The organism is Parapedobacter luteus, from assembly GCF_900168055.1.
Taxonomy (GTDB): Bacteria; Bacteroidota; Bacteroidia; order Sphingobacteriales; family Sphingobacteriaceae; genus Parapedobacter; species Parapedobacter luteus.
In genome coordinates, this window is sequence record NZ_FUYS01000001.1 from 21,138 (window position 1) to 45,004 (window position 23,867).

Annotated in this window: 34 protein-coding genes; 33 read left to right on the forward strand and 1 reads right to left on the reverse strand. The window is 46.9% G+C overall.

Going from position 1 to position 23,867, the window contains the following annotated elements:
* Window positions 1-48 precede the first annotated feature (48 nt).
* Complete coding sequence (locus B5X72_RS00085) at window positions 49-798, forward strand: SDR family NAD(P)-dependent oxidoreductase (protein WP_079714773.1); 750 nt, start codon at window positions 49-51, stop codon at window positions 796-798.
* 86 nt (window positions 799-884) lie between these two features.
* Here the strand turns inward: B5X72_RS00085 and B5X72_RS00090 are convergent, their stop codons facing one another.
* Window positions 885-1,247, reverse strand: coding sequence for a phage holin family protein (locus B5X72_RS00090; protein ID WP_317043084.1), 363 nt, complete (start codon window positions 1,245-1,247; stop codon window positions 885-887).
* A gap of 172 nt (window positions 1,248-1,419) precedes the next feature.
* Between B5X72_RS00090 and B5X72_RS00095 the strand changes: the two genes are divergently transcribed.
* The 32 genes from B5X72_RS00095 to secY all read left to right on the forward strand — a co-directional run bounded on the left by B5X72_RS00095 (window position 1,420) and on the right by secY (window position 23,860).
* A complete protein-coding gene (locus B5X72_RS00095) occupies window positions 1,420-2,535 on the forward strand; it encodes a putative sensor domain DACNV-containing protein (protein WP_079714774.1) in 1,116 nt (371 codons plus the stop codon).
* A gap of 288 nt (window positions 2,536-2,823) precedes the next feature.
* Window positions 2,824-4,032 (forward strand): serine hydrolase domain-containing protein, encoded by a 1,209-nt coding sequence (locus tag B5X72_RS00100; protein WP_079714775.1) that lies wholly within the window; start codon window positions 2,824-2,826, stop codon window positions 4,030-4,032.
* A gap of 27 nt (window positions 4,033-4,059) precedes the next feature.
* Window positions 4,060-4,425, forward strand: a complete 366-nt coding sequence (locus tag B5X72_RS00105; protein ID WP_079715368.1) for a CoA-binding protein — start codon at window positions 4,060-4,062, stop codon at window positions 4,423-4,425.
* Between the two features lie 209 nt (window positions 4,426-4,634).
* A complete protein-coding gene (locus B5X72_RS00110; protein ID WP_079714776.1) occupies window positions 4,635-5,672 on the forward strand; it encodes a LacI family DNA-binding transcriptional regulator in 1,038 nt (345 codons plus the stop codon).
* 2 nt (window positions 5,673-5,674) lie between these two features.
* Window positions 5,675-7,270, forward strand: coding sequence for a solute:sodium symporter family transporter (locus tag B5X72_RS00115; RefSeq protein ID WP_079714777.1), 1,596 nt, complete (start codon window positions 5,675-5,677; stop codon window positions 7,268-7,270).
* Between the two features lie 125 nt (window positions 7,271-7,395).
* Complete coding sequence (locus B5X72_RS00120) at window positions 7,396-8,094, forward strand: response regulator transcription factor (protein ID WP_079714778.1); 699 nt, start codon at window positions 7,396-7,398, stop codon at window positions 8,092-8,094.
* 12 nt (window positions 8,095-8,106) lie between these two features.
* On the forward strand, window positions 8,107-9,492 hold the full coding sequence (locus tag B5X72_RS00125) for a HAMP domain-containing sensor histidine kinase (protein WP_079714779.1): 1,386 nt from the start codon (window positions 8,107-8,109) through the stop codon (window positions 9,490-9,492).
* Window positions 9,493-9,639: 147 nt separating this feature from the next.
* A complete protein-coding gene (locus tag B5X72_RS00130; protein WP_079714780.1) occupies window positions 9,640-10,137 on the forward strand; it encodes a hypothetical protein in 498 nt (165 codons plus the stop codon).
* Between the two features lie 18 nt (window positions 10,138-10,155).
* Window positions 10,156-10,602, forward strand: coding sequence for a lipocalin-like domain-containing protein (locus B5X72_RS00135; RefSeq protein WP_079714781.1), 447 nt, complete (start codon window positions 10,156-10,158; stop codon window positions 10,600-10,602).
* A 45-nt stretch (window positions 10,603-10,647) separates the two neighbouring features.
* On the forward strand, window positions 10,648-11,448 hold the full coding sequence (locus tag B5X72_RS00140; RefSeq protein WP_079714782.1) for a YoaK family protein: 801 nt from the start codon (window positions 10,648-10,650) through the stop codon (window positions 11,446-11,448).
* 156 nt (window positions 11,449-11,604) lie between these two features.
* Window positions 11,605-12,846 carry a glycoside hydrolase family 88 protein gene (locus B5X72_RS00145; protein WP_079714783.1) on the forward strand — a complete coding sequence of 414 codons (1,242 nt, stop codon included), beginning with the start codon at window positions 11,605-11,607 and terminating at the stop codon, window positions 12,844-12,846.
* A gap of 393 nt (window positions 12,847-13,239) precedes the next feature.
* On the forward strand, window positions 13,240-13,857 hold the full coding sequence (rplC, locus tag B5X72_RS00150; protein ID WP_079714784.1) for a 50S ribosomal protein L3: 618 nt from the start codon (window positions 13,240-13,242) through the stop codon (window positions 13,855-13,857).
* 4 nt (window positions 13,858-13,861) lie between these two features.
* Entirely contained in the window at window positions 13,862-14,491 is a 630-nt protein-coding gene (gene rplD, locus B5X72_RS00155; RefSeq protein ID WP_079714785.1) for a 50S ribosomal protein L4, read from the forward strand.
* 1 nt (window position 14,492) lies between these two features.
* Window positions 14,493-14,783 (forward strand): 50S ribosomal protein L23, encoded by a 291-nt coding sequence (gene rplW, locus B5X72_RS00160; protein WP_079714786.1) that lies wholly within the window; start codon window positions 14,493-14,495, stop codon window positions 14,781-14,783.
* 6 nt (window positions 14,784-14,789) lie between these two features.
* Entirely contained in the window at window positions 14,790-15,614 is an 825-nt protein-coding gene (gene rplB, locus B5X72_RS00165; RefSeq protein ID WP_079714787.1) for a 50S ribosomal protein L2, read from the forward strand.
* Window positions 15,614-15,880, forward strand: a complete 267-nt coding sequence (gene rpsS, locus B5X72_RS00170; RefSeq protein WP_002997495.1) for a 30S ribosomal protein S19 — start codon at window positions 15,614-15,616, stop codon at window positions 15,878-15,880. The genes rplB and rpsS overlap by 1 nt, the downstream gene beginning before the upstream one ends.
* A gap of 7 nt (window positions 15,881-15,887) precedes the next feature.
* Window positions 15,888-16,322, forward strand: a complete 435-nt coding sequence (rplV, locus tag B5X72_RS00175) for a 50S ribosomal protein L22 (protein ID WP_079714788.1) — start codon at window positions 15,888-15,890, stop codon at window positions 16,320-16,322.
* A gap of 11 nt (window positions 16,323-16,333) precedes the next feature.
* Entirely contained in the window at window positions 16,334-17,182 is an 849-nt protein-coding gene (gene rpsC, locus B5X72_RS00180; RefSeq protein WP_079714789.1) for a 30S ribosomal protein S3, read from the forward strand.
* A 60-nt stretch (window positions 17,183-17,242) separates the two neighbouring features.
* Window positions 17,243-17,659, forward strand: coding sequence for a 50S ribosomal protein L16 (gene rplP, locus B5X72_RS00185; protein ID WP_079714790.1), 417 nt, complete (start codon window positions 17,243-17,245; stop codon window positions 17,657-17,659).
* Window positions 17,660-17,777: 118 nt separating this feature from the next.
* Entirely contained in the window at window positions 17,778-18,011 is a 234-nt protein-coding gene (gene rpmC, locus B5X72_RS00190) for a 50S ribosomal protein L29 (RefSeq protein WP_079714791.1), read from the forward strand.
* Window positions 18,012-18,025: 14 nt separating this feature from the next.
* Entirely contained in the window at window positions 18,026-18,280 is a 255-nt protein-coding gene (rpsQ, locus tag B5X72_RS00195) for a 30S ribosomal protein S17 (RefSeq protein ID WP_079714792.1), read from the forward strand.
* A 1-nt stretch (window position 18,281) separates the two neighbouring features.
* Window positions 18,282-18,650 carry a 50S ribosomal protein L14 gene (rplN, locus tag B5X72_RS00200; RefSeq protein WP_079714793.1) on the forward strand — a complete coding sequence of 123 codons (369 nt, stop codon included), beginning with the start codon at window positions 18,282-18,284 and terminating at the stop codon, window positions 18,648-18,650.
* 2 nt (window positions 18,651-18,652) lie between these two features.
* Complete coding sequence (gene rplX, locus B5X72_RS00205) at window positions 18,653-19,003, forward strand: 50S ribosomal protein L24 (RefSeq protein ID WP_079714794.1); 351 nt, start codon at window positions 18,653-18,655, stop codon at window positions 19,001-19,003.
* Entirely contained in the window at window positions 19,003-19,572 is a 570-nt protein-coding gene (gene rplE, locus B5X72_RS00210) for a 50S ribosomal protein L5 (protein WP_079714795.1), read from the forward strand. Before rplX ends, rplE begins: the two co-directional genes overlap by 1 nt.
* Window positions 19,565-19,834, forward strand: coding sequence for a 30S ribosomal protein S14 (gene rpsN, locus B5X72_RS00215; protein WP_079714796.1), 270 nt, complete (start codon window positions 19,565-19,567; stop codon window positions 19,832-19,834). The genes rplE and rpsN overlap by 8 nt, the downstream gene beginning before the upstream one ends.
* Window positions 19,835-19,963: 129 nt before the next feature.
* On the forward strand, window positions 19,964-20,362 hold the full coding sequence (rpsH, locus tag B5X72_RS00220; RefSeq protein WP_079714797.1) for a 30S ribosomal protein S8: 399 nt from the start codon (window positions 19,964-19,966) through the stop codon (window positions 20,360-20,362).
* An 18-nt stretch (window positions 20,363-20,380) separates the two neighbouring features.
* A complete protein-coding gene (gene rplF / locus B5X72_RS00225; RefSeq protein ID WP_079714798.1) occupies window positions 20,381-20,938 on the forward strand; it encodes a 50S ribosomal protein L6 in 558 nt (185 codons plus the stop codon).
* An 8-nt stretch (window positions 20,939-20,946) separates the two neighbouring features.
* On the forward strand, window positions 20,947-21,300 hold the full coding sequence (gene rplR, locus B5X72_RS00230) for a 50S ribosomal protein L18 (RefSeq protein ID WP_079714799.1): 354 nt from the start codon (window positions 20,947-20,949) through the stop codon (window positions 21,298-21,300).
* Between the two features lie 12 nt (window positions 21,301-21,312).
* Window positions 21,313-21,831 (forward strand): 30S ribosomal protein S5, encoded by a 519-nt coding sequence (gene rpsE, locus B5X72_RS00235; protein ID WP_079714800.1) that lies wholly within the window; start codon window positions 21,313-21,315, stop codon window positions 21,829-21,831.
* A 5-nt stretch (window positions 21,832-21,836) separates the two neighbouring features.
* A complete protein-coding gene (gene rpmD, locus B5X72_RS00240) occupies window positions 21,837-22,016 on the forward strand; it encodes a 50S ribosomal protein L30 (protein WP_079714801.1) in 180 nt (59 codons plus the stop codon).
* Window positions 22,017-22,075: 59 nt separating this feature from the next.
* Window positions 22,076-22,522 carry a 50S ribosomal protein L15 gene (gene rplO / locus B5X72_RS00245; protein ID WP_079714802.1) on the forward strand — a complete coding sequence of 149 codons (447 nt, stop codon included), beginning with the start codon at window positions 22,076-22,078 and terminating at the stop codon, window positions 22,520-22,522.
* A 3-nt stretch (window positions 22,523-22,525) separates the two neighbouring features.
* Window positions 22,526-23,860 carry a preprotein translocase subunit SecY gene (gene secY / locus B5X72_RS00250; protein ID WP_079714803.1) on the forward strand — a complete coding sequence of 445 codons (1,335 nt, stop codon included), beginning with the start codon at window positions 22,526-22,528 and terminating at the stop codon, window positions 23,858-23,860.
* Window positions 23,861-23,867 lie beyond the last annotated feature (7 nt).

Sequence of the window (23,867 nt, forward strand, 5' to 3'; positions counted from 1 at the left end):
AAAACGTCCCTATCTTTGTTATATCAAAACCAACAAAAGAAATTGACTATGGGAACATTAACGGATAAAGTAGCCGTCGTCACGGGAGCAGCGTCTGGCATTGGCCGTGCCGTGGCGCAGGCGTATGCGCGGGAAGGTGCAAAAGTGGTTGTCTCTGATATCAGCGTAGGGGGTGGCGAGGAAACGGTAAAACTGATTAAAGATGCTGGAGGGGACGCGTTTTTTATTGTCGCGGATACCGCTAAGCCCGATGATAATGAGCGCTTGGTTGAACAAGCTGTTGAACAATACGGCGCGCTGCACATTGCATGTAACAATGCGGGTATCGGCGGGCCTTCCGGGCCTACGGGCGAATATCCCATAGAAGGATGGGATAAGGTTATTGCCATCAACCTCTCGGGCGTATTCTATGGCTGCCGCTATCAAATACCGGCTTTATTGCAAGCTGGTGGAGGTGTTATCGTCAATATGGCCTCTATCTTGGGGCAGGTAGGGTTTGCAAACTCGGCCGCGTATGTGGCCGCTAAGCATGGCGTCGTCGGCCTCACCAAAAACATCGCGCTGGAGTATGCAGCCGGGGGCATCCGGGCCAACGCTGTAGGCCCTGCGTTTATTAATACGCCGCTATTGAAAGACATGGACGACGACACCATCAATTGGCTGGTTTCCAAACATCCCGCTGGTCGGCTGGGTGAGGCCAGCGAAGTCGCAGAGCTGGTGCTTTGGTTAAGTACCGACAAGGCTTCCTTCGTGAACGGTGCGTATTACGCTGTGGACGGTGGCTACCTGGCCCAATGACTTAGCTACGTTAACCTTTATTATTATACATAACCTGGTGCCCATCCGTGATCAAGTAACGATCGCTTTTGGGCACCATAATTTTGTCAGTCGCTATCTTTCGAGCCAAAGATACTGTTGAAGAGCAGCTCAATCAAGGCCACGATAATCGCGAATACCGCCGCCCACCAAAAATTGGCCACGTCAAATTTGCTGCCCATAAAATAACTGGTAAGTTGGACCATCAATACCGTTATGATAAAAGAAATGAGTCCCAGTGTGAGCAAGTTGAGCGGGAGTGTGAAAATCCGGAGCATTGTGCCGATGGTCGCATTCACAAAACCGATAATGAGCCCCGCCAAGATCGCCCAGCCGAATCCAGCAATACGGACCGCGGACTCCGGGAGGATCAAGGCCGCTAAGAAAATAGCTAAACCCGTCAATAATATATTAATGATAAATCGCATCATAACTGTTTGTTTTTATTGTTTTCGATCTGTCATTAAGCGTGGCAATGCTTCATGAGCTTTCTTTTGCACGTGGCTGTTCATATATATTTCGCATGTCCATATAGTTTACCTAAGTTTGCTAATATAACTCATAAAGTAAAGTACCAACGAAATTGTTTGGCGAATAATAAAAATGATTTCAGAACCTACGTATTTGGCGGCAAAGATCGTATCACATCGGATAGCCGCACATTTTTCAAAGCAGGCGAATAGTGCTGGCGCGGGGATAAAACATACACCGGATGCACAGGTTGTTGAAAGCTTGATTGATACCGCATTTTGGGCGAGCCTCCGGAGGGAAGAAGGGTATGAACCGAAGATATCGCTGGCCTTTGTGCCACCGGATATGGCGGGCAGCAGTTTGGTTTTTCACCATCAACAACGCTTTACCCCGCACAACCTCGTCAAGCTGTCCCCCGCTGTCGTGCAGCCGGGGATTCACCTGGGCATATGGCTGGACGGCGACAATTTTTATATCTGGGGCACAACCCATGATGTGCCTGCGCATTGCATGGTGGTGGAAGTGGTCGAGGCTGGATTATTGGTCGTGAAACAGAAACATCATGACGGTACGGGTAAGTTTATCAATGTAGCGGTATTAAAAGGCAATCAGATTAAAGTTGTCGACGATAACCATTGGGGGTTGACGGATTGCCCGGGCATGCTTTCTTCTTTATTGGGGCTATCCGACTCTTCGTCAGCGCGGTCGGAAAACATATTAATTCAGCTGGCATTGGCGATGCGCAGCCACGGGCGAGGTGCACTGCTTTTGGTGGTGCCCCCGAACAGTTCAGCGTGGCTGCATTCGATTGTCAAGCCGATAAACTATTTGGTGGAGCCTCACATGATGTTGCCTCCCGATGATCGTGATCCATCACCTGGTCATCGCTTTACAGACACCTTACGCAAAATGATTCGGGCCGTAGGGGGGTATTCAGCCATTGATGGCGCTACGGTGATTACCCAAGATCACTGTTTGCTGGCTTTCGGTGCAAAGGTGGCGCGTTCTCCGCACTCGCTACCGGTAACGCAATTGATGATTACGGAGCCGGTAGAGGAAAGTACCGTTCAACTGCTGGACGCCACCAATATCGGCGGGACCCGGCATCTGGCCGCTGCCCAATTCGTGCATGATCAGCATGATGCACTGGCCATGGTGGCCTCACAGGACGGGACTTTTACCGTATTTGTATGGTCCGAAAAGCAGCAAATGGTGCACGGCCACCGCATAGATACCTTGTTGATGTAAAGCATCGTAATAATTCTGTTGAACGGCCGTTAATTAAGACAAAAGCACTTGCCATTGCAAGTCAATTGCGATACCTTCGCGCCATGAAACTTGAATGAGTGAACCATTCACGGAAAGACATGAATTGAGCTAAGCGATTTATCGGATGCCACTGAAGACAAGCAGCAGGCGAAATATCCCGCTGCTCTTGCCAGCTTCATTGCCTCCTGATAACCAACCTGGCGAAGTGTTTGATTGATGTGATGTACACGTCAGTATGATTTGAATGAAACCTGCATAAGCTGCCGAATGAAGATTACAGGAAAGCCGTTGATTCATTATATTACCATTTTTGCGCTCCTAATAACTGTTTTAGGTGCTTGCACATCAACAGAAAAGAAGCGAATTAAAGCAGAGCGAAAGCAACATGAAAAAGATAGCCTGGCACTGGTCTATGATAGCACACAAGCCGATCCGCGCCTCGATGCTTTTATGCAGCGACTGCATAGGCGGTCCGGGTTTAACGGCAATGTGCTGATAGCTAAAAAAGGGAAAATTCTTTACCAAAATACGTTTGGATGGGCGGACTATTTAATGAAGGACAGCCTGAAAATCACCTCCCAATTCGAACTGGCGTCTGTATCTAAGCCCTTGACGGCAACGGGTGTGCTCAAACTTTGGGAAAAAGGTAAAATTAAGCTCGAGCAGACGGTCGACGAATTTTTCCCCGACTTTCCCTACCCAGATGTCACGATTAAGCAACTGCTTACCCATCGTTCGGGGCTTAGTAATTACCTTTACTTTACTGATCAGACGGAGATTTGGCCGGATAAACACAAGGGCATGTCCAACATCGATGTCATGAATTTATTGGCCAAGCACAAACCGGATCGATACGGCAAGCCGGATGGACGTTTTTTCTACAACAACACCAACTACATGATTTTAGCGGCTATCGTCGAAAAGGTGACGGGCGAGGATTTCGCGGTGTACATGCAGAAAAATGTGTTTTCCCCGGCGGGTATGAAAAACACTGCCGTGTATTCGAAAGCGGTATACGAAAAGATCCCCACTGACGTTGTTGGGCATGACCGCGTGTGGAGGCGCTCTGTGGTACAGAATTTCCAGGATGGCCCCGTGGGAGACAAAGGTATCTATAGTACGGTTCAAGACTTATTCCTGTTTGATAGAGCATTGCGGGAGGGGCGCCTGCTTGAGCAAGAGACGTTAGATTCGGCCTATGCTGGTTATAGCAAGCCCACAAAAGAGCTTTTTAACTACGGCTATGGATGGCGTACCTTTGATCCGGGAGATCACAAAGTCGTGTATCACACCGGCTGGTGGCATGGGTTCCGCAACCTGTATATCCGCGACTTAAAGGAAGATATCACGATAGTATTGCTCACAAATCTTGCCAATGGCAGCTTACTTCATCTGGACGAGTTGTATCAAATTCTTGACATGCCGGTGATTCGCCAAGCGGCGTATTCTGCCACCGGCGAATTTATGGCCCAATGATTGATGACGTTTACCAAACGACTTGTAATGGCATCAAAGAAAACACTTATCCTCGGCGCGACCGATAACCCTGCACGGTACGCCTATTTGGCGGCCCACAGGTTGGTAGCCGGGGGCCATGCTATCGTCAATATCGGCATTAAGCAAGGAGAAGTAGCAGGCGCACCCATACAGCTTGCGGGTGATGTACTGCCTGATGTCCACACCATCACGCTATACGTCGGTCCGCAGCGTCAACCTCAATATTACGATTACATCCTTAAAACGAACCCAAAACGGATTATTTTTAATCCGGGTACCGAGAATTCGGAGTTGGAGGTATTGGCCAAAGAACAGGGAATCGATACGATTCGAGCCTGTACGCTGGTACTGCTAAGTACAGGCCAATATTGAAGGATACGGCGCATCTGAGCCTTATTCATAACCTATCCGAAACAACGACCAAACGATAGACAGCGGAAATGTGAAAGCGCGGTATCCTGAGTTTATGCAACGGGCGTTTGTCTTAAATACGTAAGCTTTTCGTCGCTTTGACAGCAAACCGTGCGCCGCCGTTTGCATTTTCCATGAAATTAATGTTGTTTTGAATTTGTTGTAAAACCATGACACCCAAAAAGCCGAAGTCGGAAAATAGCATCGTTGATATCGCTAAAGCGCTTGGAATATCTCCGGCGACCGTATCCAGGGCGCTCAATAACAATTTACGCATCAGCGAAGCGACACGCGCGCGCGTGAAAGAAATGGCGAAGGAAATGGGGTACCGCCATAATAGCATGGCTTCCTCCCTGCGTAATCGCCGTTCGAATATCATCGGGCTTATTGTGCCGCGTATATCGATGTACTTTCACGTTTTTTTTATTACCTCGCTGCAACGGCAGTTGCAGGCTGCTGGATACAATTTGATGATTTGCCAGTCCAATGATTCGGTGAGTGTAGAAAAAGAATTGGCAAACACCTTGTATTCTGCGAGAGTCGATGCGTTAGTGGTATCGCTTACGCTTTATACCGAAAATATTGCTCACTTTGACGGTTTTTTACGGCAAGGCATACCTTTGGTCTTTTATGATCGCGTGCCGACACGCCGTACCGAAGCTTATGTAATTAAAGGGGATGACTATCGTGGTGGATTGCTGGCTGGTAATCATTTGATACAAGCGGGGTGCCAACGCATCGCTTACATCAGTGGGCCGCTATCGTGCAGCATTTATCAAGAGCGTACACGTGGTTTTGTTGATTCCCTTGCAAAACACCACATACCATTGCGCCAGGAGTGGATATATTATCACGAACTAACCGCTGAAAATGCATGGGACAGCTTACGTAAACTGTTTGAGGGCGATATCATTCCAGACGGCTTATTCGCTGCAAACGATACGACGGCCATTGCGGCGGTAGCGTTTGCCAGAGAACGAGGTATTGCCATCCCGGACGAACTGAAAATCGTCGGTTATTCCAATGACCCGCGGGCAGCGATTATTACACCGGCAATCACTTCTATCGAGCAATACCCCAATGACATGGCAGACAAAGTAGCCGAAACACTTATCAATGCCCTCCAGCACCGCCATACGCCCTCACCCAACACCATCGGCGAACCCTTGATATGTCCGGTAGACTTAGTGCGGAGGATGACCACCTGACTATGCCTTTATCTTCAACTATTATTGCTGCATCAAGCTTTGTTGGATTCACCCTTTTTGTGGGGATTTACGCTTGGATCCGCATGCGCAATGACAATCTGAGCACAAAAGACGGTTACTTTTTAGGTGGACGAAGCCTGACGGGCGGTGTGATCGCCGCATCGATGATCATGACGAACATCTCGACGGAGCACTTGATAGGCATGAACGGTTCGGCGTATAAAAATGGATTTGTCATCATTGCCTGGGAGGTCACCTCGGCCCTTGCGCTGATTGTCGCGGCGGTTTACTTTGTGCCGCGATATTTGAGCATGGGGCTGACCACAATACCGGAATATCTTGAGCGGCGATTCGACAAGGGCACCCGCTCACTGATTGCATTGTTTCTGTTAGTCTCGTTTGCCGTGACCTTGCTGCCCATCGTTTTGTATACGGGCGCGATTAACCTGGAGAGTATTTTTAATATTTCGGGTATCCTTGGCGTAGACCGGGGGACCGGGCTTTGGGTTACGGTAGTGATCGTGGGGTGTCTAGGGGCTGCATATGCCATTATTGGCGGATTAAAGGCCGTCTCGGTCTCAGACGTCATTTACGGGTATGGCTTGTTGTTCGGGGGCTTGCTGATACCGGTGCTTGCACTGGTGTATATCGGCGAGGGGAATCCGTTACAAGGGGTGACAAAGGTTTTTGAGTACAGTCCGGCTAAATTTAATGTCATTGGTAAAGAAGATTCTGTTTTGCCGTTTAGCACACTTTTTACGGGATTGATAATCAATCAACTTTATTTTTGGTGCATGAACCAGACGATCGTACAGCGGGCATTGGGCGCAAAGAACCTGAAAGAAGCACAGCGGGGGTTGCTTTATACCGGATTGTTGAAGATACTGGTGCCGTTCATCATTGTGTTGCCGGGTGTCATCGGGTATTACTATTTTCATGACGCTTATTATGACAACCAAGACATGGTGTATCCCGAATTGGTCAAGCACGTCCTGCCAATGCCCTTATGGGGGCTTTTTGCTGCCGTGATTGTAGGGGCTGTGTTGAGCACGTTTAATGCTGTACTCAACAGCGCTTCTACAATTTTCAGTATCGATATCTACCAACAACTCATTAAAAAAGATGCGGAAGAAAAGAGGTTGGTAAAAATGGGGCGTTTGGTAGCAACCTTGCTTGCCGCTACATCCATAACGGCCGCTCCGTTCGTGGCGGATGCACCTGAAGGGCTCTATCAGCTTTTACAGGAGCTTAATGGAATCTTTTTTATCCCCATAGCGTCCATTATGATTGGCGGATTCTTCTTCAAAAGTATATCAGCACAGGGAGCCAAAACCGCCTTGTTTACCGGCTTGGTGTTTTATGTGAGTTGCACCTTCATTTTCGAGGTGAATCTGCATTTTGTGCACATTTGGGGTATCGAATTTCTGTTGAATATGGCAGTGATGCTGGGTATATCAAGGTTTTATCCTGCAAAGCCAATAGCGGGGGAAACTGGTAGCACAGCAGTGCCCATGGAGGAGTGGCGGTATACGCGGCCCTTCGCTGTTGTGCTTGTCATCGTCACATTGGCCATATATCTTTTATTGGGAAATGTATAGGCAACTTTCCGAGGTTGATGCGCCGAGGTATGACATGGCCAATTTGCTACTTATAAAGTAAGTCCCTTTGCCTATGTGAGTTAATTTGATATTTTTGAGGCAGAAAGCTAATTAATGGCTAGGCGATGAAAAGAATCATGGTGATTGAAGATGAGGCACACGTTGTTTCATTTATAAATAAAGGGCTTTCAGAAGAAGGGTTCGAGGTCAGCGTGGCCTTTGATGGCAAGACAGGCCTCCAGATGGTCCGGTCGACCGCGTTTGATTTAATCATTTTGGATGTGATGTTGCCGGATACCAATGGCATAGCGGTTTGCAAATCCATTCGAGAAGAGGATGCACACATTCCTATACTCTTTTTGACGGCGCTGGGCACATCCGAAAACGTGGTAATGGGGTTGGAGGCCGGAGCCGACGATTACCTTGTCAAACCGTTTAAATTCATTGAGTTAGTGGCCCGCGTACGTTCACTCCTGCGACGTGCTGCTCATGCGGGAGGTACAGCGGCGGATCCGCAGGACGATTATATTTATCGCGTGGCAGACCTCGTTCTCAATGACTATACGAAGACATTGACCCGCAATGAAGAGCCGATTTCGCTAACCACAACGGAATACCGTATGATGCTTTTCTTCCTGAAACACAAAAACAAAGTGTTGTCGCGTGCCGACATATTGGAAAACGTGTGGGGCGTTAATTTTGATATGGGCACGAATGTCGTGGATGTTTATGTAAATTACCTTAGAAAAAAAATCGATAAGGTGCCTGGCCGGAAACTCATACACACGGTTATCGGCATGGGATACGTGTTGCGAGAACCCTAACCCGTCACGATTATGAGAAAGAGCCTGATGAATACCCAGACCAAGATAGCGGTAATGCTCATTGTAGCATTCCTGGCGATCATCATGTTGTTCAGTGGGTGGGTCTACTTCGCTATACCGGGTTTTTTGCATGATTATTACTATGACGTATTGGAGATCCGTGCCGTGGCGGCTGGCAAAATGGAATTGGATAAAGATCAGCGAGGGCTTGACGATCTGAGAAGCGTGTTTTCAGAGAAGCTGATGCATGAGCAGGATTACTTTTTCAAAATCGAAAAGAATAAAGACTTTAAAAATGAAGCCGATAGTTTAGGTATACCTCTGTCGTTTTTTGAAACGGCGCTCAATGAGGGTGGTGCCCGTTATCAGGATAAACAGCTGTTTTATGTGGCCGTGGTTTATCCCAGTAAGCAAGGGAACTACGTCATTGTTTCCCAAGCACAGGATTACTTTGAAGAAAGTTTTGTAGCTTACTTAAAAAAGACATTGGTAGCGGCCATTATTATCGCGTTCTGTGTGTCGCTTTTCATCGCTGTATATTATTCGAAATATATCTTCAAGCCATTGCGGGAGATTACTGAAAAGGTCCAGCAAATCAGCTCGGAAAACCTGCATCTTAGGCTGGATAGCCGCAACAGTAACGATGAGATGGACGAATTGATTCACACGTTCAATGATATGCTCAACCGGATTGAAACGGCTTTTGAAACACAGAATAATTTTATCAGCAACGCATCGCACGAATTGCGCACGCCCCTTACGGCGATCATCGGCGAAGCAGACGTAGCGCTGTCTAAGGACAGGACGCCGGAGGAGTACAAAACATCGATAAAGGTAATGCTTGAAGAGGCAGAAAAACTGGACGCAAAGACCAATGCGCTGCTGTCTCTCGCACAAACCGGATTCAATGGCAAAATACAGCGGTTCGAACGTTTGCGTATTGATCAGTTGATTTGGGATGTTAAGAATACAGTGGAGAAGCTAAACCCCAAGTGCAACCTGCATATCGATACGAGCTTATTGCCAGAGGATCCAATGAAGCTAATGATCAAAGGCAATGAGCAACTGTTGCACCTTGCGCTGGCCAATATTATCGCAAATGCATGTAAATATTCGGATAATCAGAAGGTAAATGTTTCTTTGGGGGCTTCTGATGACCACGTAGTCATTGTCGTGAAGGATAAGGGTATCGGTATACCCGCAGACGAGTTAAAATACATTTATGATCCATTTTTCCGTGCATCCAACACCAAAAACTATGCGGGTTACGGCATTGGATTGCCATTGACAAGAAATATCATAAAAATGCATCAAGGAAAAATAAGCGTATCTTCCCTTCAAGGCGGTGGCACAACCGTTCAACTGACCATTCCGGCATGGCGCCGGATCGATGAATAGCCTTTCTATTTTTCCTTTTCTCATCTCTTTTTAATTTCTGTAGGTAATTTCTAATGGTGTTTTAATGGCTGTTTTAAGCCTGTCTAATACCTGTGAGGTACTTTTGTTGGCGAGTTGGATGAAATTGTCTATTAAAATCAAAAAGCAATGGAAAAAAATGTCTTAATCCCGACGGATTTCACTATTGAATCACTGAATGTTGTTAAATCGGTGTTGAATGACAGGCCTTATGAATGCCGATACAACATTATTCTGTTGCATGGGGTCCAAATGTCGGACTCAATTACCGATTTGCTTTTTTATTCGAAAGCAAAAATGCTCGAATCGCTGAGTAATCGGCATTTCGATGAGGCTTGCGGGGTTATAAGGAACAAATATGCCTCGGGTATTAATTCCATGCGCGTTGATTTATTCAACGGTTCGTCCCAGGCTGCGTTTGATGGTTATTTACTGGGTAACCGGATAGATGAGATATACGTCCCCGGAAGGTATCGGCTACGTACGTCAAATAAAAAAAGCGTGAATGTACTTCCCTATATCCGGAAATGTGGAAAACCGGTGATTTCGGTTGATTGGAACATGGAAGTTGTGTTGCCAGAGAAGGGAAGCCTGGCAGAGATATTTTATAATGAAGCCACAGCTTAGTTAAAAAGGTAATGAAAGATGAAACGGTTATTGGTAGTTTATATAAGCGTGTTTGCGTTCATCCTCATGGGATTTACCTGGCTGATACGTTCGGCCCCTAACCCGGAGAGGCTCATCCTTGGCCAATGGAAGGAAACCGGCTGGGTGTATGAGCGGCTCAATAAAGTAGGAGACGAGGAAAAAGTAAACATGCAGGAAACCCTTCGGGACGGGTTGGTTCTCCATAAAGCGGAGATATGGTCCTTTTTGCCGAACGGGCGACTGAGGCTCCAGAAGAGTGACGGAGAGGAAGAGACGATCAGGTGGGCTATAAAAGGGCGTGGAAATATATTGGAAATCAAATATAACGACGGACACAAGGAGCAGTACGATCTTTCACAGTTAGCTGACGACCAGTTAGTGCTAAACTTTGAGTTGGATACACAGGTGAAGGGGCTGGCCAAACTGACATTCGATCGGTTATAGACCAATATTTAAATTATTATGTGTTAATAGAAAATCGGTATTACTATGCTTCGGAAATTCAGCAATAGCAGGACACAGGGAGATAATATTAAATTAGGTACACTTACCGCATTCTCGGCAGGGATGGTCAATGTCGTCTCGTTGTTGCTATTCCTTTCCTTTAGCTCTAACGTGACCGGATACTATGCGATACTGGCGGCCGAGTTCGTGAAAGGCAATTGGTACCAGACAGCGATAGTTTTTGCCTGGATATTCCTTTTTTTCATGGGCGGCTTCGTAGCCAACTTCATGGTTATACATTTCAACAAACGGAATAAGTATTTCGCCCACTCGCTGCCTATTTCGCTTGAAATACTTTGTTTGCTTGTGGTAGGTTTTTACGGGCAATTTTATTACCGGGAAACCCTGGCGGAGACAGAACTATTGCTTGCCTTTCTGCTCTTTGCGATGGGGCTCCAAAATGGGCTTACCGCAAGTATCTCCAATTTCGCTGTGAAAACAACACACTTGACCGGTACGACGACTGATTTGGGTATTTTGTTTTCTATGTTTACGAAACGGGAGTTTCGGTCTAACCCTGTCCTTAAGAAGCGGGCTTGGTTGTTGTCGGCTATTACAGCCGCTTACATTACCGGTGCGATCGTCGCCGGGATCGCCTATTTTCACATCGGATTTAAACTGTTTTATGTCATCAGCGCATTTTTGGTTGTTGTCATCGGCCATGATGCCTACAAAATTAGGGTGGTACGTTACTATTGGAATTCGAGCAGGAAGAAATGTAAGCAGGTACAAGCCCAGGATGCCCGTGAGCGGTTGGTCGGGGCACCTGTAGAAGATTTGGAATAGGATCCAATATGACAAAAAAAATTGAGGCGTTGGAACGATTATCCACGCCTCTTTTTTTTTGAAAGCAGGCGATCGTAAACGTTTGCGCGTTTTAATGCAAAAACTTATTTTTGGACACCGCGTTAGGTCGGCTACTATTATAAACGTAATGATGTCATGAAATACTTATCAACCTTTTTTCTACTGGCCATGGGTTCGGTACTCATGGTATGGGGGTGTAAATCCGCAGCACGTCAGGATGAACTGCAACTCAGTGCGGCCTTTATAGACGAACAACTTGATGAAGCCATCGCGCAGATGGCGGTGTTGGCGGATGGGGTACCGGCAGAACGCATGCCGCGTACCTTTCAGGGTGATACAAGCGTGACATCGGATACAAAATGGTGGACCTCGGGGTTTTATCCCGGCTCATTGCTATACCTTTATGAGCATTCCGGTGATGAGCGTTTGCTTCTCTTGGCGAAAGATAAGTTGCGTATACTCGAAAAGGAAAAGTACAATAAAGGTACCCATGATCTGGGTTTTATGTTGTATTGCAGTTTTGGCAATGCATTGAGGCTTACTCGTGATACCGCTGCTTACAACGAGGTGTTGCTCACGGGAGCCAAATCGTTGATAAGCCGTTACAACCCTACCGTGAAAGCGATTCGCTCATGGGAGGGGTGGACCTATCCCGTCATCATTGACAACATGATGAACTTGGAGCTGCTTACACAGGCGTCCGAGTTGAGCGGCGACCGCCAATACCGTGACATTGCAATAACCCATGCCAATACAACGATGAAAAACCACTATCGTCCGGACTACAGTTCTTATCATGTGATTGACTATAATCCGAAAGACGGCAGCATTGTGGGTAAGAAGACAGCCCAGGGTGCTTATGACGAATCTGCATGGGCACGCGGACAGGCTTGGGGGCTCTACGGCTACACGATGATGTACCGTGAGACGGGCGAACCAACATACTTGGATTTTGCCAATAACATAGCCGCCTTTATCCTGGACCATCCCAATATGCCGGAAGATTTGATCCCCTATTGGGATTTCAATGCGCCTGACCTACCTGATGACAGTCCTTATGCAAGCCGTTATAAAACTAACCGTGATGCGTCTACGGCTTCCATCCTGGCTTCGGCCTTGCTGGAACTGCACACCTATACGCAGGGGGAAATCAGCGCCCGGTACCTTGACGCGGCTGAAAAGATGCTGAAAAGCCTGTCGGCCGCGCCCTATAAGGCAGAACAGGGTACCAATGGCGGATTTATCCTGAAGCACAGCGTAGGGTCTATTCCGCATGACAGCGAAATCGATGTGCCGCTCACCTATGCCGATTATTACTATATTGAGGCATTGATTAGGTATAAGCGGCTGCTGGAAGGTAAACCGCTTTTTGATTGAAGGCAGCGACCGGAAAGCGCTTATTCCGCTAAACGGTGATGGCGCTTGTGCGTTCGCTGTCTCGTTCGCTGTCTGCTTTATCCGCTCACTGACTGCTGCGCTGTGTGTACAGGCACCGTGCCCGGCAGTACCTTGCTGGTGTATTTTCTGCTGAAGCGGAGACAGGGGCATAGCCGGAGCGGTAGCAGGTAAGCACGGATGGCGGCCAGAGAAGCGGGCTATGGGGAGGCCGAACACGGGGCCAGCGGCACCTTGCTGGAAAAATAAAAAAATAATTCACTAACTATTTGATACTTAAAGTAAGTTTCCTATCTTTGCCGTCCCTTTTGAGGGGATGGTATGTCTTGAGCGAAGCCCTACTGCTTCGATGGACGTTAATAGATTAATAGAAACATGTCAGGAATTATTGGAAAAAAAGTAGGAATGACCAGCATTTATGACGCTGACGGGAAGAATATTCCCTGTACGGTGATCGAAGCTGGCCCGTGCGTGGTAACGCAGATACGCACGGAAGAAAAAGATGGCTATTCCGCTATTCAACTTGCTTTCGATGAAGCAAAGGAGAAGAACACAACAGCCGCTTTGAAAGGGCACTTCGCTAAAGCGAAGACTACGCCTAAGCGTAAATTGGTAGAATTTAAAACCTTCCCCGATGAAAAGACGTTGGGTGACGTGGTTACCGTTTCCATTTTTGAAGAAGGCGAATACGTAGATGTAGTCGGTACCTCCAAAGGAAAAGGTTTTCAGGGCGTCATGAAACGTCACGGTTTTGGTGGCGTCGGTGGGGCTACCCACGGTCAGCACAACCGCTTGCGTGCTCCCGGTTCATTAGGTGCTTCATCATGGCCGTCGCGGGTATTCAAGGGCATGCGTATGGCTGGCCGTACAGGAGGTGACCGCGTGAAGGTTCAAAACCTGCAGGTATTGAAGGTTTATGAAGAACAAAACCTTATCGTAGTCAGTGGTTCGATCCCTGGGGCAAAAGGTTCTTACGTAATCGTAGATAAATAAGGAGATGGAAGTTAACGTTTTAAATATATCAGGTAAAGAAACAGGTGCCAAGGTGCAACTTCCTGAATCGGTGTTTGGGGTGGAACCCAACGACCATGCGATTTACTTGGATGTAAAGCAATACCTCGCTAACCAGCGTCAAGGTACGCACAAGTCCAAGCAACGGAATGAAATCGCAGGTTCTACGCGCAAGCTACACAAACAAAAAGGTACGGGAGGAGCCCGTGCAGGTAGCATCAAATCCCCGTTGTTTAACGGCGGTGGTCGTATCTTCGGCCCACAGCCCCGCGACTATAGCTTTAAACTTAATAAAAAGCTGAAGGCATTGGCGCGTAAATCCGCGTTGAGCTACAAAGCCAAGGAGAATAACGTCGTAGTATTGGATGAGGTGAATTTCGATTCCATCAAGACCAAAAACTATATAAACTTGGTAAACAGCTTGAATATCGCTAACGAAAAAACTTTGTTGGTTTTACCCGCGCAAGATAACAACGTTTATTTATCAAGCAGAAATCTGAAAAAAGCAAAAGTAATCACTGCTCATGAGCTGAACACTTACGATGTGCTGAATGCTGGCAAGCTTTTGTTGACCACGGCTTCTGTTAAAACCTTGGAGGAGGCATTTGCCAAGTAATATGGAAATTATCAAGAAACCCGTATTGACCGAGAAAGCATCATTGCTCACAGAAAAGCTGAATCGCTATGCTTTCAAAGTGGACCATAGGGCAAATAAGATACAAATCAAACAAGCAGTAGAGCAGATGTTCGGCGTGACGGTAGTCGCGGTGAATACGATAGTTGTGGCTGGTAAAGCAAAAAACCGCTACACAAAGGCTGGGTTTGTATCCGGAAGGACCCCGAAATACAAGAAAGCCATCATCACCATTAAAGATGGCGAAACGATTGACTTTTACAGTACGATATAATTAAAAATGGCAGTTAAAAGATTCAAACCGGTTACCCCTGGTACTCGCTTCCGTGTAGGAGGAGACTATTCAGATATCACCACCAATGTACCTGAGAAGTCATTGGTCGTAAAAATCAAGAAGTCGGGGGGTAGGAATAATTCCGGTAAAATGACTATGCGTTACATCGGTGGGGGACATAAAAAAGCATACCGATTGATAGATTTTAAACGCGATAAGAAAGATATCCCCGCAAAAGTTGCCACGATAGAATATGATCCAAACCGTTCCGCACGTATTGCGTTGTTGCACTACGTCGATGGTGAGAAGCGCTATATTATTGCGCCGGAAGGATTGAAAGTGGGGCAGATGCTTGTGTCAGGCGATGCAGTTGCTCCCGAAATCGGCAACACCTTGCCATTGCAAAACATTCCCTTGGGTTCTATCATTCATAATATTGAATTGAACCCAGGACAGGGCGGCACCATAGCCCGCAGTGCTGGCACCTATGCCCAGCTTTCTGCCCGCGATGGCAAGTACGCCATTATTAAACTGCCCTCAGGCGAAAGCCGCATGATATTAGCTACTTGCTTGGCTACTATCGGTTCGGTATCTAACGCCGAAAAGGCCAACGAGGTATTGGGTAAAGCAGGCCGGAAACGCTGGCTGGGCCGTCGCCCAAGGGTTCGTGGCGTGGCGATGAACCCAGTCGATCACCCGATGGGCGGTGGCGAGGGCCGTGCGTCCGGTGGGCATCCGCGCTCACGCAAAGGCTTATTGGCTAAGGGATATAAAACGCGTAGCAAGAAGAAAACATCGAATCGTTACATCATTGAGAGAAGGAAGAAATAATGGCTCGCTCAATTAAAAAAGGTCCTTATATCGACCACAACTTAGAAAGAAAAGTTCTTTCTATGAACGAAACAAATAAGAAATCAGTAATCAAGACTTGGTCTCGTAGATCGATGATATCACCTGATTTTGTTGGCCATACCTTCGCAGTGCACAACGGCAATAAATTCATTCCCGTGTACGTAACGGAAAATATGGTAGGTCATAAGCTTGGTGAATTTGCGCCTACGCGTACGTTCAGGGGCCACGCAGAAAAGAAAAAATAATTAGGCAATGGAAGCAACACGAAAACTAAAAAAGTCTGTTATCATTAAACAGCGCAAAGAGCAGGAAAAGGCTCAGGTAGGAGGAGCTTCTACTGCCAAATTAGTAAACTGCCCTACCTCGCCGCGCAAAATGCGCTTGGTCGTTGATCTTATCCGTGGCGAAAAGGTGGAACATGCTTTATACATTTTGAAGCATACCAACAAAGAAGCGGCTATCCGTGTGGAAAAGCTGCTGCTCTCAGCCATTAAAAACTGGGAAGCAAAGAATGAAGATAAGTCTGTGGAAGAAAGCGGCTTATATGTAAAAGAAGCTTTCGTAGATGGTGGGCGGCAATTGAAAAGGCTGCGTCCAGCACCGCAAGGCCGGGGATACCGCATTCGTAAACGTTCGAACCACGTTACCTTGGTGATAGACAGCAAGAATAACGTAGCACAAAACTAATTTATCAAGTAATGGGACAAAAAGCAAATCCAATAGGTAACAGATTAGGAATCATCAAAGGCTGGGATTCCAATTGGTTCGGGGGCAAGAACTATTCCGATAAATTAGTTGAAGACGAGAAGATCAGGAAATACCTGTCGGTTCGTATCGCCAAGGGCGGGGTAGCCAAGATAGTTATCGAGCGTACATTGAAACGCATTACAGTGACTATCCATACGGCTCGTCCAGGGATCGTGATTGGCAAAGGTGGGCAGGAGGTTGATAAGATCAAGGAAGAGCTGAAGAAGCTGACGAAGAAGGATGTTCAAATCAATATTTTTGAGATTAAACGTCCGGAATTGGAAGCTCAGTTGGTGGCCGAAGGGGTCGCTAAACAACTTGAAGCGCGTATTTCTTTCCGCCGCGCGATGAAAACTGCCATTGCATCTACAATGCGCATGGGCGCTGAGGGCATAAAAATCATGTGTTCCGGACGTTTAGGAGGGGCTGAAATGGCCCGGACCGAACAATATAAGGAAGGACGTATTCCCTTGCATACATTCCGCGCAGATATCGATTATGCATTGGTGGAAGCATTGACCACTTACGGGAAAATCGGCGTGAAGGTGTGGATATGTAAAGGTGAGGTTTATGGCAAGCGGGATTTATCGCCTAACGTAGGGCAGACATCAGGCGTAAAACAACGCGCAGATGGCGGAGCGGGTGAATTCCGCGGTGATAACCGCCGTGGTGGCGGTGAGCGTCGCGGAGGTGATCAGCGCCGTGGTGGTGGTGAACAACGTCGCGGTGATCAACGTCGTGGCGGGGCACCTGGCCAACAACGTAGCGGAGGAAACCGGGGCGGTCAAAGGAGAGGTTAAGTTAGTTTTTTAGATTTTTAGATAGCAACTGCCAAGCGCAGTGTTAATTAAGATACGAACATGTTACAGCCAAAAAGAACAAAGTTCAGGAAGATGCAGAAAGGCCGCATGAAAGGCAACGCAACCCGCGGGTCGGAGTTGGCTTTCGGCTCTTTCGGTATCAAATCAATGGAGCCCGCGTGGATTACCAGTCGCCAGATTGAAGCGGCGCGTATTGCGGTAACCCGTTACATGAAACGTGAAGGCCAAGTGTGGATCCGCGTGTTCCCGGACAAGCCTGTAACCAAGAAGCCGGCCGAGGTGCGGATGGGTAAAGGTAAAGGTGCTCCGGAATATTGGGTAGCGGTAGTGCGTCCCGGACGTATGCTGTTTGAAGCAGAGGGTGTGCCTTTGGAAGTAGCCAAAGAGGCATTGCGCCTTGCTGCACAGAAACTGCCCGTACAAACGAAGTTTGTGATACGTAGGGACTACGTATAAACATAAACGCACACTGGCGCTGTCTGCCATTGGTTTTGCCGCCGTTACCGGCAAGCCGCCATGGGGTCCAACCGTGGAAGTACGCTGATGGAGGCATCCAGTAAAATAATAGATAGAAATGAAAAATTCAGAGATCGTAGAATTGTCAACAGAGGACTTAGTGGCCAAAATCGCTGAAGAGAAGGCTGCCCTCACCAAATTGAAGTTTGCACATGCTGTTTCGGCGATAGAAAATCCCAACCGGATCAAGTATACGCGTAAGACTATCGCGCGCTTGATGACCGAGTTGACGAAACGCAAGAAGGCCGAGAAAGCGGCCAGCGAAGCTAATGAAACAGCCGCTGAGGCATAAAAATCAAAGTCGAAATGGAAAGAAATTTAAGAAAAACAAGGATCGGCTTGGTAGTGAGTAACAAAATGGACAAATCCATCGTGGTGGCTGTGGAGCGTAAAGTGAAGCACCCTATCTATGGCAAGTTCGTAAAAAAGACTACCAAATTTAAAGCTCACGACGAAAACAATACCTGCGGTATCGGCGACACGGTGTTGATTATGGAAACGCGTCCGCTGAGCAAGACCAAAAATTGGCGTTTAGTAGAAATTTTAGAAAGGGCTAAGTAACATGGTACAACAGGAATCAAGACTTAATGTGGCCGACAACAGCGGGGCTAAGGAAGTATTAGTCATCCGTGTGTTGGGCGGTACCGGCAAGCGTTATGCATCAATTGGCGACAAGATCGTTGTTACCGTAAAAAGTGCTTTGCCCTCTGGAAACGTGAAGAAAGGAACGGTTTCCAAAGCAGTAGTCGTAAGGACGAAAAAAGAAGTCCGCCGTAAGGATGGGTCTTATATCCGTTTTGACGACAATGCTGCCGTATTGTTGAATAATCAGGATGAACCCCGCGGAACACGTATCTTCGGCCCGGTAGCTCGGGAATTGCGTGAAAAGCAGTTCATGAAAATTGTATCATTAGCACCGGAGGTATTATAATCATGGGACAGACAAAGACATCGACACATAAGATTAAAATCCGTACTGGGGATTTGGTGAAAGTCATCTCTGGCAATTCCAAAGGATCCCAAGGGAAGGTGTTGGAAGTACTGATAGCCGAGAACAGAGCTATCGTTGAAGGAGTGAATATGGTAAAGAAACACGCCAAACCCAGCGCTGCTAACCCTAACGGAGGCATTATCGAGAAGGAAGCGCCTATCCACATTTCCAATCTCGCTTATATCGACCCCAAAAGTGGTAAACCAACTCGTATTGGGCGTAAAGTGACTGAAGTAAATGGTAAGAAGAAAATCGTTCGCATAGCGAAAAAATCAGGGGAGGTGATTGACTAATGGCATATGTACCAAGATTAAAAGCGAAGTACAAGGATGAAATCCGTACCACGCTGAAAGAAAAATTTCAATATAAAAGCGTCATGCAGGTGCCGAAACTCGAGAAAATCGCTGTGAGCCAAGGCATCGGTGCAGCAACTGCCGATAAAAAGTTGATTGATAACGCAATCAATGAAATGACCATCATTACGGGTCAGAAGGCTGTTGCAACGCGCTCGAAAAAAGACGTTTCAAATTTTAAGCTCCGCAAAGGAATGCCGATAGGCGTACGGGTGACGCTTCGCGACAGCAAGATGTATGAGTTCCTGGATCGGTTGATCGCTGTAGCGCTTCCGCGTATTCGTGATTTCAGGGGCATCAACGATAAGGGCTTTGACGGCCGGGGTAACTATACGTTGGGTATTACCGAGCAGATTATTTTCCCAGAGATTGATATCGATAAGATCAATAAAATTCAGGGAATGGATATTACCTTTGTAACCAGTGCAAAGACCGATGTGGAAGCACTGGAGTTGTTGAAGCAGTTTGGATTACCATTCAAAAATCAAAATACAGTAACTAATGGCTAAAGAGGGAATTAAAGCACGCGAGATAAAACGCGCTAAATTGGTAGCAAAGTATGCGGAAAAGCGTGCAGCATTAAAGGCTGCAGGTGATTATGCTGCGCTTGATAAGTTGCCAAAGAACGCGTCACCTGTCCGTTTGCACAACCGCTGCAAATTGACGGGGCGTCCAAGAGGCTATATGCGCCAGTTCGGCATTTCACGGGTGACTTTCCGTGAAATGGCGGTGGCAGGGAAGATTCCAGGAGTGAAGAAGGCTTCCTGGTAATTGATGGTCAATGGTCGGTAACGGATAGTCGATACGGCGAACCGAGAAGTGCAAATTAGAATTTTTAACCGATAATAGGTCCGGAAGCCATGGTGGCCGAAGGAAACCGTTGTCACAATAATACAATAAATGAATACAGATCCAATAGCGGATTACCTTACCCGAGTAAGGAATGCCATTAAGGCCAACCACAGGGTTGTTGAAATTCCTGCATCGAACCTTAAGAAGGAGATTACGAAAGTGCTCTTCGATAAAGGTTACATCGCGAATTACAAATTCGATGAAGACACCGTACAGGGTACTATCAAAATCGCATTGAAGTATCACCCGGTGAGTAAAGTTCCGGCTATCCGCACCTTGAAACGTGTGAGCAAACCCGGCCTGAGAAAATATGCAGGAGTGGATACCATGCCACGTGTGTTGAATGGATTGGGAATCGCCATTCTTTCTACGTCCAAAGGCGTAATGACCGACAAGGAAGCCCGTCTTCAGAATGTCGGCGGCGAGGTTTTATGTTACGTATATTAATCAGGAGGAACACACAAGATGTCAAGAATTGGAAAAGCACCTATCGCCATTCCCGCTGGGGTGACGATTACTGTATCAGATAAAAACTTGGTAACGGTAAAAGGGCCGAAGGGTGAATTGAGCCAGCAGGTGGATAAGGATATTACCGTAACGCAGGAGGACGGTCAATTGTTGGTAAAGCGCCCTACGGATCAGAAAAGGCATAAAGCCCTTCACGGCCTGTATCGTTCCCTGTTGAATAACATGGTTGTTGGCGTTACCGATGGATATAAGACTACACAGGAACTGGTAGGGGTTGGTTATCGGGCCAATGCGCAAGGATCGACCCTTGATCTTACGCTCGGATTTTCTCACCAAGTTGTACTGATTCTCCCCAAGGAGGTAAAGGTGACGACAACAGCTGAGAAGGGGAAAAACCCGACCATTACATTGGAGTCTATAGACAAACAATTGTTGGGACAGGTAGCCGCGAAAATCCGCTCATTGCGTGCACCGGAACCATATAAAGGAAAAGGTATTAAGTTTGTTGGCGAGCAGTTGCGGAGAAAAGCAGGAAAATCTGCAGCTAAAAAATAGTAACAATCATGGCAGAAAAAAAAGTATCGCGTAGGGATCGTATCAAAAAGGGGATTAGAAAGCACTTATCCGGATCACCTGAGCGCCCACGCTTGTCTGTATATAGGAGTAATAAAGGCATTTATGCACAAGTGATTGACGACCAAGCTGGAGTAACATTGGTTTCCGCGTCATCCTTGGCTAAGGATTTTTCGGCATCAGGCAACAAAGTGGAGCAATCCAAGGCTGTTGGAAAGCTGATCGCTGAGAAGGCATTGGCCGCCGGAATTAATAAAGTAGTTTTTGACCGTAACGGATATCTGTACCATGGCCGGGTGAAGTCGCTTGCCGAGGGTGCCCGTGAAGCAGGTTTGGATTTTTAATCAATCGAGAACATGTCATTAAGCAATATAAAACGAGTTAAATCGAGCGAAATCGAATTGAAGGATCGCTTGGTCAGTATCCAACGGGTGGCGAAAGTAACGAAAGGCGGCCGTACGTTTAGCTTTTCAGCGATTGTCGTTGTAGGTGATGAAAACGGTGTAGTCGGCTATGGCCTTGGGAAAGCCAAGGAGGTTACAGAAGCCATTACCAAAGGGATCGATGATGCCAAGAAGAACTTAATCAAGGTGCCTATTATCAAAGGTACCGTGCCTCACGAACAATACGGAAAGTTTTCCGGTGGCAATGTCTTGATTAAGCCTGCCGTACATGGTACGGGCGTATTGGCCGGTGGCGCTATGCGTGCTGTTTTGGAAAGTGCCGGCGTAACCGACGTATTGGCCAAATCGCTGGGTTCGTCCAACCCGCATAACGTGGTAAAAGCAACTATCGATGCACTGTTGAAGATGCGTGACGCTTATACGGTGGCTCAACAACGCGGCGTTGATTTGAATAAAGTATTTAACGGATAACTGTCATGGCAAAGATCAGAATTACCCAGATTAAGAGTATCATTGATAGAAGCGAGCGCCAAAAGCAGACCATGAAGGCGTTGGGGCTACGCAAAATCAACCATTCTGTCGAAGTAGAGGCTACGCCCGCTATCATCGGTATGGTGCGGAAGGTGAATCACCTTATCGCAATAGAGGAAGTATAATTACGTTTAATCGTTATACCTGTATAGTGAAAGCGAAGGTATAACATAATATCAGAAAGATGAATTTAAGTAATCTAAAACCCGCAGAAGGATCAATCAAAAGCAGGAAGCGTATAGGCCGTGGTACAGGTTCTGGTCGTGGCGGTACGTCTACACGTGGCCATAAAGGAGCGCAATCCCGTGCTGGACATAGCACGAAAATCGGTTTCGAAGGCGGTCAAATGCCATTACAGCGCCGGGTACCTAAATTTGGTTTTAAAAACCCTAATCGGGTAGCGTATGTTGGGATTAACTTAGACGTGTTGCAGGGATTGGTCGAGAAATTTAACTTGGCTACCATAGACTTTGAAACACTTAAATCGCATGGATTGGTTTCCAAGAATGATTTGGTGAAAATTCTGGGTAGGGGAGAATTGACGTCTAAGATAGAAGTAAAGGCGCATGCATTTTCAGCCACAGCACAACAAGCGATTGAAGCTGCAGGGGGCTCGATTGTAAAACTTTAATACATGAAGAAGTTAATCACAACCTTGACCAATATTTGGAAGATCGATGATCTGAGGACGCGTATCTTGAATACGATTTTGTTTCTCTTGATCTATCGTGTTGGATGCCACATCGTGTTGCCTGGCGTCAACCCCGCTGCACTTCAGCACGAAGCAAAAGAAGGGTTGCTCGGTTTGCTCGACATGTTTGCTGGTGGTTCATTTTCCCGATCAGCAATATTTGCATTGGGGGTAATGCCCTACATTTCGGCGTCCATCGTGGTTCAATTACTCGGGATAGCTGTACCCTATTTTCAAAAAATGCAAAAGGAGGGTGAGAGTGGGCGGAAGAAGATGAATCAGATCACCCGCTACCTTACGTTGGCTATTACGTTGGTACAGTCTATTGCTTATGTACGTACCCAGATTGACGGTGGTGCTAAGATGATAGCTGATCCGATGTTTACTATCCTATCGGCTTTTGTACTGACGGCAGGTACGTTGTTCGTTATGTGGTTGGGCGAGCGGATTACCGACAAAGGTATCGGCAATGGTATTTCATTGATCATCATGACGGGCATCATTGCCCAATTGCCAAGCGGTATTACCGCCGAGTGGTTTTCCCGGATGAGTACTGGTGGCGGAGGCCCGATTCCATTGTTACTGGAGTTTGTAGCCTTGTTTTTCGTTGTGATTTTTACTATCCTCATTGTGCAGGGCGTACGCAAGATACCCGTACAGTATGCCAAGAAAATTGTTGGTAATAAGCAGTACGGTGGTGTCAGGCAGTATATACCGTTGAAAGTGAATGCAGCCGGCGTAATGCCGATTATTTTTGCGCAGGCCATCATGTTTGTACCCATGAGCCTTAGCCAGTTTTTTCCGGACCTGCAATCTTCTTTCCTGACGTCGCTCAGCAATTATACTTCGGTAGCGTATAATGTAACGTTTGCTGTCTTGATTATTGCATTTACGTTTTTCTACACGGCAATCATGGTCAATCCGCAGCAGATGTCGGAAGACATGAAGAAGAATGGCGGTTTTATCCCGGGTGTAAAGCCAGGGCAAGCGACCAACTTCTACATTGATAGCGTGATATCTAAAATCACGTTACCTGGTGCGATTTTTTTGGCTATCATCGCCATCTTACCAGCAATAGCAAGTCTTTTTGGCGTGAATAATCAATTCGCCCATTTTTACGGTGGTACATCCCTGCTCATTTTGGTGGGGGTTGTCCTTGATACGCTGCAACAAATCGAAAGTCATCTGTTGATGCGTCATTATGACGGATTGATGAAGACCGGCCGCATAAAAGGACGCACTCCTGTGGCATCGGGACCCACCCAATCGGTAATATAGTCTTTAG